Origin of the sequence: Rudaea sp., assembly GCF_036560865.1 — a bacterium.
Lineage (GTDB): Bacteria > Pseudomonadota > Gammaproteobacteria > Xanthomonadales > Rhodanobacteraceae > Rudaea.
In genome coordinates, this window is sequence record NZ_DATBQK010000047.1 from 23,273 (window position 1) to 36,045 (window position 12,773).

At 61.5% G+C, this 12,773-nt stretch carries 14 protein-coding genes; 2 read left to right on the forward strand and 12 right to left on the reverse strand.

Translation table 11 applies throughout. The features are described from left to right. Nucleotides 1-950: 950 nt before the first annotated feature. The 3 genes from VIE67_RS05455 to VIE67_RS05465 all read right to left on the reverse strand — a co-directional run bounded on the left by VIE67_RS05455 (nt 951) and on the right by VIE67_RS05465 (nt 5,579). A complete protein-coding gene (locus VIE67_RS05455; RefSeq protein ID WP_332024079.1) occupies nt 951-3,350 on the reverse strand; it encodes a DNA internalization-related competence protein ComEC/Rec2 in 2,400 nt (799 codons plus the stop codon). Between the two features lie 245 nt (nt 3,351-3,595). Next, nucleotides 3,596-4,345: an ABC transporter ATP-binding protein gene (locus tag VIE67_RS05460; RefSeq protein WP_332024054.1), complete on the reverse strand. Its 750-nt coding sequence runs from the start codon at nt 4,343-4,345 to the stop codon at nt 3,596-3,598. After that, nucleotides 4,338-5,579: a lipoprotein-releasing ABC transporter permease subunit gene (locus VIE67_RS05465; protein ID WP_332024056.1), complete on the reverse strand. Its 1,242-nt coding sequence runs from the start codon at nt 5,577-5,579 to the stop codon at nt 4,338-4,340. The genes VIE67_RS05460 and VIE67_RS05465 overlap by 8 nt, the downstream gene beginning before the upstream one ends. Before the next feature lie 298 nt (nt 5,580-5,877). On the opposite strand from VIE67_RS05465, the gene VIE67_RS05470 reads away from it, so the two are divergent. Then, nucleotides 5,878-6,486 (forward strand): outer membrane protein, encoded by a 609-nt coding sequence (locus VIE67_RS05470; protein ID WP_332024058.1) that lies wholly within the window; start codon nt 5,878-5,880, stop codon nt 6,484-6,486. Between the two features lie 71 nt (nt 6,487-6,557). Here VIE67_RS05470 and VIE67_RS05475 read toward each other — a convergent pair whose 3' ends face one another. The 9 genes from VIE67_RS05475 to VIE67_RS05515 form a co-directional block, all read right to left on the reverse strand. Beyond that, a complete protein-coding gene (locus VIE67_RS05475; protein WP_332024060.1) occupies nt 6,558-6,986 on the reverse strand; it encodes a protein YgfX in 429 nt (142 codons plus the stop codon). Next, entirely contained in the window at nt 6,958-7,200 is a 243-nt protein-coding gene (locus VIE67_RS05480) for an FAD assembly factor SdhE (protein ID WP_332024062.1), read from the reverse strand. The genes VIE67_RS05475 and VIE67_RS05480 overlap by 29 nt, the downstream gene beginning before the upstream one ends. Continuing rightward, the gene (locus tag VIE67_RS05485; RefSeq protein WP_332024064.1) at nt 7,197-7,616 is read right to left on the reverse strand and encodes an MAPEG family protein; all 420 of its coding nucleotides are present in this window, start codon (nt 7,614-7,616) and stop codon (nt 7,197-7,199) included. Before VIE67_RS05485 ends, VIE67_RS05480 begins: the two co-directional genes overlap by 4 nt. Nucleotides 7,617-7,638: 22 nt before the next feature. Continuing rightward, entirely contained in the window at nt 7,639-8,424 is a 786-nt protein-coding gene (sdhB, locus tag VIE67_RS05490; protein ID WP_332024066.1) for a succinate dehydrogenase iron-sulfur subunit, read from the reverse strand. Between the two features lie 6 nt (nt 8,425-8,430). Then, a complete protein-coding gene (locus tag VIE67_RS05495) occupies nt 8,431-8,631 on the reverse strand; it encodes a hypothetical protein (RefSeq protein ID WP_332024068.1) in 201 nt (66 codons plus the stop codon). A 42-nt stretch (nt 8,632-8,673) separates the two neighbouring features. After that, nucleotides 8,674-10,464: a succinate dehydrogenase flavoprotein subunit gene (gene sdhA / locus VIE67_RS05500; protein ID WP_332024070.1), complete on the reverse strand. Its 1,791-nt coding sequence runs from the start codon at nt 10,462-10,464 to the stop codon at nt 8,674-8,676. 124 nt (nt 10,465-10,588) lie between these two features. Further along, nucleotides 10,589-11,026, reverse strand: coding sequence for a succinate dehydrogenase, hydrophobic membrane anchor protein (sdhD, locus tag VIE67_RS05505; protein ID WP_332024072.1), 438 nt, complete (start codon nt 11,024-11,026; stop codon nt 10,589-10,591). Beyond that, complete coding sequence (gene sdhC, locus VIE67_RS05510) at nt 11,023-11,418, reverse strand: succinate dehydrogenase, cytochrome b556 subunit (protein WP_332024073.1); 396 nt, start codon at nt 11,416-11,418, stop codon at nt 11,023-11,025. The genes sdhD and sdhC overlap by 4 nt, the downstream gene beginning before the upstream one ends. Before the next feature lie 81 nt (nt 11,419-11,499). After that, nucleotides 11,500-11,676: a DUF1674 domain-containing protein gene (locus VIE67_RS05515; protein ID WP_332024075.1), complete on the reverse strand. Its 177-nt coding sequence runs from the start codon at nt 11,674-11,676 to the stop codon at nt 11,500-11,502. A gap of 177 nt (nt 11,677-11,853) precedes the next feature. On the opposite strand from VIE67_RS05515, the gene ygfZ reads away from it, so the two are divergent. Then, nucleotides 11,854-12,747 (forward strand): CAF17-like 4Fe-4S cluster assembly/insertion protein YgfZ, encoded by an 894-nt coding sequence (ygfZ, locus tag VIE67_RS05520; RefSeq protein ID WP_332024077.1) that lies wholly within the window; start codon nt 11,854-11,856, stop codon nt 12,745-12,747. The last annotated feature ends 26 nt before the right edge of the window (nt 12,748-12,773 follow it).

Sequence of the window (12,773 nt, forward strand, 5' to 3'; positions counted from 1 at the left end):
CCCGTAAGCCCTTGGTTTCGCTTGCGCGAATGATAGCAGCGAAGCGCGCGCGGGATGTGATTTCGCGCACGCGCGGCGTTTGATCTTGTCTCTATTTTTGCTCGTCATACCGGCGAAGGCCGGTATCCAGTGTCGTTGGCTCTTAGTTCGTCATTCCAGCGGCTTTCAACAGCGAAGCTGGTCAAGCTGGAATCCATCTTGATCTTGTTTTAGGGGCAGAGCTTCCACTCGCCTGCGGCGAGCGGGTCACTTTCTCTTCAGCAGCCAAGAGAAAGTAACCAAAGAGAGGCCGCCCCCGATGCCGCGCTCTGCGCGCTACGCGCTCCGAGTACGCGAGCGCACGGCGGGGTTCGCTTGATGGACATCCATGTCCATTCGCGAACGGGCGCACCTCCGGCAACTGCTCCTGCGTTGCTCTACCTCCGGCATCCATGCCGTCGCGTGCGCGCCCTCCTCACGGACATTTCCGCCGTGCCCTCGCCGTGGCAAAGGGGGACCGAGATCAAGGGCAAAGCGGCCCAAGACAAGCGTAGTCCAGGGATGGACGGATTCGTGGAAGAAACGGCGCCTTTCGCGGTGCCGAGCATCTCAGGCTGCGGCGGTTAATGCCCGTGAGGGGCGCGCGCACGCGACGGCATGGATGCCGGAGGTAGAGCAACGCAGGAGCAGTTGCCGGATGCGCGCGCGTGAGCGAACGTATAGGGATGTACGTCGAGCGAACCCCGCCGCAGCCGAGAAGCGCAGGGGATTCTGATTCGCACGATGCGAATCAGAACTCCGCGTCGGGCGCCTAGCCTTTTGGTTACTTTTTGGGCAATGCCAAAAGTAACTCGCTCGCCGCAGGCGAGTGAAAGCTTTGCACCCCAAACCCAAAAATAAAGAAAAGACACTGGATTCCAGCTTTCGCCGGTATGACAAACAAAAAAACGTTCCCGAAAAGTAGAAGGCAGTTACTCCCGCCAATACGGATGCCGATCAACGCGTCCGCGTTCGATCACGCGCGGCGGCGCGTCCGGCGCAAAGCGCAAATCCACAAATCCATTTTGCGCGGTGCCGATGAGATCGACCTGTGCCGCCGCGTAGCGCGCCACGACCGCCGGATTCGGATGATTGAAATGATTGCGATGGCCGGCAGAAACGAGGGCTGCCGACGGATGCAGCGCATCGATGAAGGCCGCGCTCGACGAGGTCTTGCTGCCGTGATGCGGAACTTGCAGGATCAAATGCGCCGCTAGCGGGGTAAGTGCCACGCTCACTTCCGCTTCCACCGCCGACGTGATGTCGCCGGTCAGCAGCAAGGCGCTGTCGCCACTGCGCACTTCGACGACACAGCAGCGGTCGTTGTTGCGTGTGGCCAGCGGTTCGTGCGGATGGACAATGCGGAACGCGACACCGTTCCAGTTCCACGCCTCACCGGCCAGACATTGCGTGGCCGGCACCTGCAGGCGCTCGGGTTCGCCGCTTGCGACCGGCACGCCGGGGAATGCGGCGAGCACGGCAGCCGCACCGCCGGCATGATCGTTGTCGCCGTGGCTGACGATCAAACGATCCAGATGCATCACACCGATCGCGTGCAGCGCCGGTACGACGGCGGCATCGCCGAGATCGAAGCCCGACGGAAAGCGTGCGCCGGCATCGTATACAAGAACGTGATCGCGGGTCCGCACGACGAAGGACAGCCCCTGCCCCACATCGAGCATCAGCGCCTCGAACTCGCCGTCGCCCAATGGATCGCGCGCCGGAATCAGCAGGGGCAGAAACAGGATCAGCCCGAGTGCGCGCGCGGGCATGCCTCGCGGCAACAATACCCACGCGGCGCCGAGCATTGCCAGCGCGAGCGCCCACAGACTCGGTTGCGGAAAATACCAGAGTGCGCCGGGCCATGCGGCCATGCGTTCAAGCAACCACCACAGACCCTGCATCGCGAATCCGGCCAGATGCAGCAGCGCAGCACCCGCCACGGGTATCGCCAACTGCAGCAGCGCGCCGGCAACGGTAATGGGCAACACAAAGAAGCAGATCCACGGCACCGCGATCAGGTTGGCCAGTGGTCCGATCAGCGAGCTTTGGCCGAAGAACCAGATCGTCAACGGCAGCAAGCCCAGGCTCGCAACGCCCTGCGCGCTCAGCATCTCGCGCCACCAGCGCCGGCCATGCAATCTGCGGCGGTCGAAGACCACCGACTTTTGTCCCCCGCCCGCGAAGCGGGAGAGGGAGGGACCACTCGCGGAGCGAGTGGTGGGGTGAGGGTCGGGACCGTCGCTCTGCGACGGTCTCGCGCCGCGACCACCCAGACAGAACATCAGCCAGGCGACGCCGAAGAAGGACAGCCAGAATCCCGCGCTGAGCACGCATAGCGGATCGAGCGCGAGCAGTGCAATCACGGCGAAGGCGAGTCCGTGCACCGGTGCGCGTGCGCGCCGCGCGACGTTTGCCGCCAACAACACGCCGATCATGACCAGCGCACGCCGCGTCGGCAGGCCAAGGCCGGCAATCGCCGCGTAGCTCACGGCAAACACGATGCTCGCGACGGCTTCGATCAGTGGCGCGGGCCAGCGCAACGTCAGCCGCGGCGCGAGCTTCCAGAACAAGCGCACGATCAGCACACCGAAGCCGGCGAACAGCGCGATATGCAGGCCGGAAATCGCAATCAGATGCGGAATGCCGGTCGCGCGCGCGACCGCCCATTCGTGTTCGTCCATCGCCTGCTGATCGCCGAACGCGAGCGCACGCAGCACATTGCTGCTCGATCCGGGACCCAGGGTGTCGGCGATGCCCTGGGAAATACGCGCGCGCAGGCGATCGACGCAGAACATGCGCTCACCGACGACGCGATTGCCTGCATCTTCTCGCACATAGCCGGTCGCGGTGATGCCTTCGCTGAGTGCATAGCGTTCGAAATCGAACGCGCCCGGATCGATCAGGCCGCGCGGGCGCTTGAGGCGCAGATGCAGCTGCCAACGCTCACACGGTTGGATATCGGGCGCAGTGTCGTACCAGGAAACGCGCAGCGTGCCGGAAATCGGTGCAGGCTGACCGCTGCGCACGGCGGTCTGTACGGCCAGATCGAAACGCGTGGAGTCGTCCTGCACACGCGGCAGGCCGCGAATCGTGCCGATGACGACGACATCTTCGCCTTCGAGCGCCGCGGGCAGACGTGCGTACAGCGCAAGATCCGCGCGCAACATCGTCCATGCGGCACCGAGCAGGACGAAGCCGAGCCAGCGCCATCGGCTGCGCAACAGTGCGATGATAAGACCGGCAAGCGCCAGTACTACATCAATCCACAGCGGCGGCAGATGCGTCAGCGCTTGCGCGGCCACTGCGCCAACGAGTAGCGCGAGCGCCATAGTCACGCTGAAAAAATCAGCCTGAGGAAACCGCATATTCCCTTCTCCCGCTAGCGGCGACCACAGGAAGTGCACAGCTGAGAAGGTGCCGAAGGCGGATGAGGGTGGCGCATCCAGCTACCCCTCACATCGCCAACCGCCACCCTCACCCGTCGCGCTGCGCGCGCCGACCTCTCCCGTCAGCGGGAGAGGTGTTCCTTGCGACCTGCCTTGCTCTGAATCCGAGTCCGTGACTCGAACGCCAGTCAGCTTCCCCCGCTCACCTCACCCAGCCCACCGCCATGCAATTCCAGCACACGATCCATGCGCCGCGCCAGCGCGTGGTCGTGGGTGACCAGCACGAAGCTCGTACCGATTTCGCGATTCAATTCCAGCATCAGCGCGTAGACCTGTGCTGCGTTTTTCTCATCGAGATTGCCGGTCGGCTCGTCGCCGAGCACGCAGGCCGGGCGTGTGACCAGCGCGCGCGCGACCGCGCAGCGCTGGCGCTCGCCACCGGACAGTTCGCCCGGCTTGTGCTGCAAGCGTTGGCCCAGGCCGACGCGTTCGAGCAGCTCTTTCGCGTTTTTCTGTGCTTCGACAATCGGCGTACCGCGGATCAACAGCGGCATCGCGACGTTTTCCAGCGCCGTGAATTCGGGCAGCAGGTGATGGAATTGGTAAATGAAGCCGAAGGCTCTATTGCGTAATTGACCACGCTGCGCATCGGTGAGCGCGCTCATGTGCCAACACGCTTCCACACCGCTGATTTCGCAACCCACCCATACGTGGCCGGCATCGAGCGTGTCAAGCCCACCGAGAATATGCAAAAGTGTACTTTTCCCAACGCCCGACGCGCCAACAATTGCGAGCGTCGATGCACGCGGAAGATCAAAGCTCACGTTACGCAACACTTCGGTCCGAAGATCACCTTCGGAGTAAGTCTTCGCGACGCCGTCCACGCGTAGGACGATGTCGTCGCGAACGATGTTTTGCTTCGTGACAGGACTATTCATAACGCAACGCCGCCGCAGGTTGCGTACGCGCGGCACGATAGGCCGGATACAAAGTTGCGATCAGACAGAACACCCAGGCGATCACGGTGATCCAGCCGACATCGCTCCAATGCAGGTCCGATGGCACCTCGCTGATGTAGTAGATGTCCGGCGAAAGAAATTCGACGCCGAAGGTGTGCTCGATCCACTTGACCATAACCGGAATATTCAGCGCGAGCAGCACGCCGCCGATCACGCCCATCAGAATGCCGAAGGTGCCTACGATCACACCCTGCACCATGAAGATGCCCATGATGCTGTTCGGCGAAATGCCGAGCGTACGCAGGATCGCGATATCGGCCTGCTTGTCGGTGACCAGCATGATCAGCGTGGAGACGAGATTGAACGCGGCGACCGCGACGATCAGCGACAGAATGATGAACATCACGAGTTTTTCCATCTTCACCGCGCTGAAGAAATTGGCGTGTCCCTGTTCCCAGGTCGATATCCGGTAGTACTGGCCCAGATGTGAGGCGAGATCGCGCGTGATCGGATACGCCTGCAGCATGTCGTCGAGCTTCAGGCGGATGCCGTTCGGGCCGTCGGTCTGGAACAGCTTTTGCGCATCGTCCATGTGCATGAAGGCGAAGCCTTCGTCGTATTCGGCGAAGCCGACGGAAAAAATGCCGACAACCTCGCAATTCTTCTGGCGCGGTATCGCACCGACCGGGGTGACGCTGACTTCGGGTGCGTAGACGATGACTTTGTCGCCGACGTTGACGCCCAGCTCCATCGCCAACTCATTGCCGAGAATGATGCCGAAGGTGCCTGGCTTGAGGTCGTTGAGTTTCCCCTTCAGCATCTTGCTGGCGATATCGGAAACCTTCGGCTGCTGATCGGGAATAATGCCCTGCACAATCGCACCGCTGATGCGCCTGCCGCGCAGCAGGACTTTCGATTCGATATACGGCGCGGCACCGAGCACATGCGGATTCGCTTCGGCTTTGCGCACCGTATCGCGCCAATCCTGGATGCTGTCGCCGACGCTGCTGATGGTTGCGTGTGACACCATGCCGAGAATGCGTTCCTGCAAGTCGCCCTGGAAGCCGTTCATTACCGACATCACCGCGATCAAAGCCATCACGCCGACCGCGATGCCGAGCATGGAGACCAGCGAAATGAACGAGATGAAATGGTTGCGGCGCTTGGCGCGCGTGTAGCGCAGGCCGATGAACAGTTGCAGCGGGCGAAACATTCGTCGGGAAATCCGTTTGCGGGTTGTTGAGGACTGCAACGCAGGCGTGCGCGCATTTTACGCTGCGGCGCGCGTCGGCGTCAGTTCGTTGGCGATAGACGAGACATGTTTCTGACTGCGCAGTCATCTTGCTGAATATTTACTAAACCATACAGTATTGAAATTGCACTTGCGTGCCCTATCTCCTGTCTACGGCAACAGACGCGAGTTTTGAAATCGCTTCGCGCCGCGCGTCGCAGCAGGCATGTCGCCCGCTGCAAGGCAAATCAGTTCGAACCCAAGGTAATTGGAGCACATCATGAAAAATACGTTGTTGGCTATCGCCCTCGCCACCGCTTCCCTGACTGCCGTTCCCGCGATCAGCCACGCTGCCGACAATAACGGCGCCGGTGGTTTCTTCGTCAACGGCAACGTCGGCCAATCCAATCTCGACAAAGGCATCTACAACGACTCCGACACCGGCTACGGCGTCAATCTCGGCTATCGCTGGGCGCTGAATCCGAATGTCGCGCTCGGCGTCGAAGGCGGTTACACCGACCTCGGCAAGTTCAACGTGAACAATTCGGTCGGCGTTGCCGGCCTGCCAAGCGCCTCGGTGAAGGGCTGGACCGCAGGTGTCAACGGCCACTTCAACCTGACTCCCGAATGGTATCTCTCCGGTCGCGCCGGGCTGTACCGCGCCGACGTCAAGGGCGCCTTCGCGACCGGCTCGGTCGATGCGTCGCTGCCGGCCTATCTGAGCACCAAGGACACCAGCAACAAGTACTACGCAGGCGCCGGCTTCGGCTACGACTTCAGCAACAATCTCTCGGTTGGCTTGAACTATGACTATTTCAAAACCGCGAAGAATGACCTGAACTTCGACCCGAACCTGGTTTCGGTCAGCGCCGAATACCGGTTCCAGTAAACCACTTTCATCAGGGCAGGGACGCAGGGCACGACCGGCCTCTTCGGAGGCCGGTTTTTTTTCGCCGGAAATCAGGCCAACTCATCCGTCTGCGCACGCGTCAGCCGTACGCGCAGGCGGCGCTGCGTTTCGGCATCGCAGTTGTCCGGCAGCAGCAGCAAAGCGATTTTTCGTCCCGGGCCGATGCGCAGAATCAGTACGATCAGCGCGCCGAGCACGGTGGCGCGGACGAACTCGGCTACATGTTCCTGTCCTGCCACATCGCGCAAACGCCAATGCCCAGCCGAGTGCCAAGTGACATGATCGAACCGCGGCCGCAGGAAAGCGCGCAATGACCATGCAGCGTAAGCGCCAACAACCACGACAAGCCCAAGCCTGATCCAGGCGTTCAATCCGCTGGCTACGATTGCGACCAGGGCGAGCAAGGCAATCGCGACGATGCCCGCCGCCAGCCAGCGCGACGGCCGATAGTCAAACGCGATCGCGGGTACGGATTTCATCGACGATGCGCTGCCATGCGGCGACCGCCGGCGTGTCGCGGCCGCTCAGCCAGTTCCACAGCTCCGGATCCTGTTGTTCCAGCAGTGCGGCGAATGCGTCTTTTGCGGCATTGTCCACTTGTGGATAGCGCGTATCCAGATACCATTCCAGCAATTGATCCAGTTCGCGCATGCCGCGCCTGCAGCGCCAGCGCAAACGACCCGCTTCGCTCACCGCAACAGACCGATCGCAAGCACACCCCAGAGAATCCACAGCATCAGGCAGCTGAAGAAAAATACCGGCAGGCGGTAGCGGATGCGATTGCCAGTGGTGTGAATCGCGCTGTGCATGTATCGCGAGCCAACGAAAACCCAGGCCAGACTCAAGGTGAGCACATTCACCTGCGCGGTGAGAAAGGCAACGATCAAGGCCGCATAGAACAGCGTCGGCGTTTCGAACAGGTTGCGGTAGTTGTCCGCCGAGCGCGTGTCGGCAAGGCGCGCATTCATCTTGCTGCTGGTGGAGACTTCGCGCCAGCGCACTCCCTCGGCGCGTATCTGGCGCGAGCGCTCGAAGAACATGCGGAAGGTCATGATGATGGTCAGTACCACCATCGCCACCGCGGGCCAGAAAATCAGACGTGCGTCCATGTCGTCCCCATTGCGATCCGAGCTAAACCGACTTGCGTTCCACCATCAATTTCTTGATCTCACCGATCGCCTTGGCCGGATTGAGTCCTTTCGGGCAGGTGTTGGTGCAATTCATGATCGTGTGGCAGCGGTAAAGCTTGAATGGGTCTTCAAGATCATCCAAGCGTGCGCCCGTGTCCTCGTCGCGCGAATCGACGATCCAGCGATAGGCCTGCAACAGGATCGCGGGCCCCAGGTACTTGTCGCTGTTCCACCAATAGCTCGGGCACGCTGTCGAACAGCAGGCACAGAGAATGCATTCGTAGAGGCCATCGATCTTGGCGCGATCCTCCTTCGATTGCAGGCGCTCGGCGTCAGGCGGTGGCGGTGTCTGCGTGCGCAGCCAGGGCTTGATCGAGGCGTACTGCGCATAGAAGTGTGTGAGGTCGGGCACCAGATCCTTGACCACCGGCATATGCGGCAAGGGGTAGATCTTCACATCACCCGTGCAGTCCTCGATCGCCTTGGTGCAGGCGAGCGTGTTGTGACCGTCGATGTTCATCGCGCACGATCCGCAGATACCTTCGCGGCAGGAGCGGCGGAAGGTCAGCGTCGAGTCGATCTCGTTTTTGATCTTGATCAGCGCGTCGAGCACCATCGGCCCGCAGCTCGCCAGATCGATTTCGTACTCATCGATATGCGGATTCTGCCCGTCTTCCTCGTTCCAGCGGTAGACGCGGAATGTGCGCACGTTCTTCGCACCCGCCTTCGCTGGATACTTTTTGCCTTTTTGTACTTTGGAATTCTTGGGGAGCGAGAACTCAGCCATGGACGATTATTCCAGATTTGAAAGTTTCGGGCGGCCGGCAGTGACGATGAGAAAAACCGCAAGACCAATCCACGATGAAAACACGGTAACGATGACCCAGCCCAGCTTTTCGTAGCCTGTGACCCTGGGCGAAAGAAGCACGAAAAGCGGTGCAACAAGCAACAGCACAAACACCACGAGCCAGTGAAATAGCGAAAATGTGCCCATTGCTCATCGCATCCTGTCAACTGAATCCATACGTCTTCTGAACTAGTACACCCGCGTCTTCGGCGGCACCGTCTTCACGTCGTCGGTCAGCGTGTTCATATGCACCGGACGGAAATCGAAACTGCACGCACCCGTCTCGTCGACCTTGACCAGCGTGTGCTTCTGCCAATTGGCGTCGTCGCGGTTTGGGAAATCTTCGCGCGCGTGCGCGCCGCGCGATTCGTGGCGCTGCTCGGCGGAATTGATCGTCGCCACCGCGTTATAGAGAAGATTTTGCAATTCGTAGGTTTCGATCAGGTCGGAATTCCACACCAATGAGCGATCGGCGACGCGCACGTCATCGAAACTCTTGAACACCGCATCCATCTTGGCACAGCCATCCTTGAGCGTCTTCGAGGTGCGGAACACGGTCGCGTCGCTCTGCATCGTGCGTTGCATATTCAGGCGGATATCGGCAGTCGACTGTGAACCGTTTGCGTTGCGCAGCTTGTCCAGGCTGGCCAGGGCCCTGTCGCAAACCGACTCGGGCAGGGTCTTGTGCGCTGCACCCGACTTGATCGTCTCACCACAGCGATTCGCGACCGCGCGACCGAATACCACCAGATCGAGCAGCGAATTCGAGCCCAGCCGATTCGCGCCGTGCACCGAAACGCAGGCGGCCTCGCCAATCGCGTAGAGCCCTTGCACGACCTTGTCCGGATCGTTGCCGACTTTCTGTACGACTTCGCCGTGGTAGTTGGTCGGAATGCCGCCCATGTTGTAGTGCACGGTCGGCAACACCGGGATCGGCTGCTTGGTCACATCGACGCCGGCGAAGATACGCGCGCTCTCGGCGATGCCGGGCAGCTTCTCGTGGATCACATCGGGGCCGAGATGGGTCAGATCGAGCAGGATGTGGTCCTTGTGTTCGCCGACTCCGCGGCCTTCGCGGATTTCAATCGTCATCGACCGTGCAACGACATCGCGCGAAGCCAGATCCTTGTAATGCGGCGCGTAACGCTCCATGAAACGCTCGCCGTTCGAGTTGCGCAGGATACCGCCTTCGCCACGCACGCCCTCGGTGATCAGGCAACCTGCACCGTAAATACCGGTCGGGTGAAACTGCACGAACTCCATGTCCTGCAATGCCAGCCCCGCGCGCGCGGCGAGGCCGCCGCCATCACCGGTGCAGGTGTGCGCGGACGTCGCGGTGAGATACGCGCGACCGTACCCGCCGGTCGCGAGCACGACGCCGTGTGCGCGGAACAGATGCAGGCTGCCTTCGGCCATATCGAGTGCGAGCACGCCGCGGCACACGCCATCGGCATCGAAGATCAGGTCGAGCGCAAAGTATTCGATCTTGAACTGCGCGTCGTGGGCGAGCGATTGCTGATACAGCGTATGCAGCATCGCGTGACCAGTGCGGTCGGCCGCGGCGCAGGTGCGCTGCGCGGGCGGGCCTTCGCCATATTTCGTCGTCATGCCGCCGAACGGGCGCTGGTAGATCTTGCCTTCCTCGGTGCGCGAGAACGGCACACCGTAATGTTCAAGCTCGATCACCGCAGCCGGCGCTTCCTTGCACATGTATTCGATCGCGTCCTGATCACCGAGCCAGTCCGAACCCTTGATCGTGTCGTAGAAGTGGTAGCGCCAGTCGTCATCGCCCATATTGCCGAGCGCGGCCGAGATGCCGCCCTGCGCCGCAACCGTGTGCGAACGCGTCGGGAATACCTTGGTCAGGCATACGGTCTTGAGGCCCTTCGCCGCGAGCCCGAACGTCGCGCGCAGACCCGCACCGCCGGCGCCGACCACGACGATGTCGTACTTGTGCTGTTCGATCTTGTACGCTGCCATTTTTATACTTTTTTCCGTTATCTGATTGTCTGAAAACAAGTCCATCCTGGACTTTTTTCAGACACGTCGAATCAAGCACATGCGTGCCTGATTCGCGGGCAAGGCATCCCGCCTCGCTTGGATTTCACGCGAATGCGATGCGACCGATCGCGACCACCGCAGTCAGCGCGCCGATTACGCAAAAGAACTTGACCGCGAGCTGCGACACGACCTCCAGCCAGCGCGTGTGCACATAGTCCTCGATCACCACCTGCAGGCCCAGTTGCGCGTGCCAGAACACGGCGACCACGAACGCCGACAGCCACACTGCGGCGAACGTGTGATGCAGGATCGCGCGCGCATGCGCATAGTCCGCGCGCACCAATGCGAGCGCGAGCGCAAGGGCCCATAGGGTCAACGGAATCAACGCAAGCGCAGTCACGCGCTGCGTGATGAAATGATGCGTGCCGCCGCGTGCCGAGCCCAGCGCCAATACGCGCTTCAGCGGAGTCTGGTAATCCACGGCGCGCGCGTTCGTCGTTGCCACTGGCCCAGACTGGTTGCGTACGTTCTCGTCACTCATGCCGCACCTCCCTGCGCAATGACGCAGGCCCAGATCAAGGCGGTAAGCACGACGCTGACCACGACCACGGCCAGGCCGCTGGCCCGCGCGCGCTGAATGGAATATCCGTAGCCCGCATCCCAGAACAGGTGGCGGATGCCGTTGCACAGATGAAAGCAAAGCGCCCAGCTCCAGCCGAACAGCAGGATCAGGCCGAACCACGATCCGGCGAAACCGCGCACGCGGGCATAACTTTCAGGACCGGATGCGAGCGCGAGCAACAACGCGACCAGCAATATGGTGCCAACCGCGAGCGCGACACCGGTCGCACGGTGCAGGATCGACAACGCCATGCTCAGCGGCCAGCGATAGATTTGCAGATACGGTGATGTCGGACGTGCGGCTTGCGGCATGCGTGACTGGCCTTGTCTGTGGCTGCGGACGTGCTTGGCGGGAACTGTATTGTTTAAGGATTGCGCGGAGGTGCCGGATAGTCAGAAATCGATGCAGCGACCGTTTTTCTCCCAGTCGCCGTAACGTGTCGGCTCGGGCCCGTCACGACCGCCGATTTCCTTGGGCTGTTTGAGCGGAACCGGTATTATCGTGGTGTCCGCTGGCGCGGCGTCGGCGTCGGGCGGTGGCAGGCTTTCTGCGGGAGTCGGTTCGGACATGGGACGTCTTGGTTGCGCCAGGTACCTTGAGTTGCTGCCGTCGCTTGATTGCCGCGCAGACATACCCACATCCGCTGCGATGCAGAATTATAGCGCCGAAATCCACCGCGCATGTGAAACTGCGCTGTCGATGATCGCGCCGACACGCTGCGCGGATCGCACCAGGTAACCTTGGATATGCCGATCGCCCTGCCACCACCGCAATTGATCGAGATAGTCGGTCCCGAAGCCGTCGCGTTTGCGCAGGCACAGTTTTCCAGCGACGTGATGGCGCTGGCGAACGGCGATTGGCAATGGAGCGCGTGGCTGTCCGCACAGGGCCGCGTGCGCGCATTCTTTCACCTGCTGCGCGACAACGACGAACGCCTGCGCCTGATCCTGCGCGGCGGTTCGGCAGCGCGAACGCGTGACGCCCTGGCCCGTTACGTATTTCGCTCGAAGCTGCAGCTGGGCGTGATCGAGGATATGCACGCCTATCTGATCGTGGCGCACGCTGACAGCCCCGACTCTGTCAGTTTGCCCATCGGCACAAATATCGAAACCAGCGGGCTGGGTACCTGCATCGCACTGCCTGGCCATGCGCAGCGCTGGCTGTGGTTGCGCGATGCGCGAGCCGCACCAATCGTTACGCAGGATTCCAAGGTTGCCCGCAACCGCGACGCGCTCGCGGATATCGAGGCGGGTCTGGTGACGCTCGATGCCGCTCTCGAGGATCGCCTGCTGCCATCGTGGATCGGCCTCGGCGACTTGCAGGCGACCAGTGTGAGCAAGGGCTGTTATCCCGGCCAGGAAGTCGTCGCGCGCCTGCACTACAAGGGTGGCAACAAACGCTGGCTGCATAACATCGCATTCAATTCCGACTCGTTGCCTGCGCCGGGCACGGCATTGGGGGTGCGAAGCGATGGCGACGATCAGGCGCGCGGAACGATCGTGTGTTCCGCGTGGACCGGCAAGGGCACGGGCGCCGCGCTGGCCGTGTTGCGCGAGACGGACGGCGGCGACCTGTCCGCGCTTTCCTCGCCCACGGTCGAGATTCGCAGCGTGCACAGGATTGCCCCGCAGCGTATCTGATCAAACCTGTTCTTTTGCAATTTGTA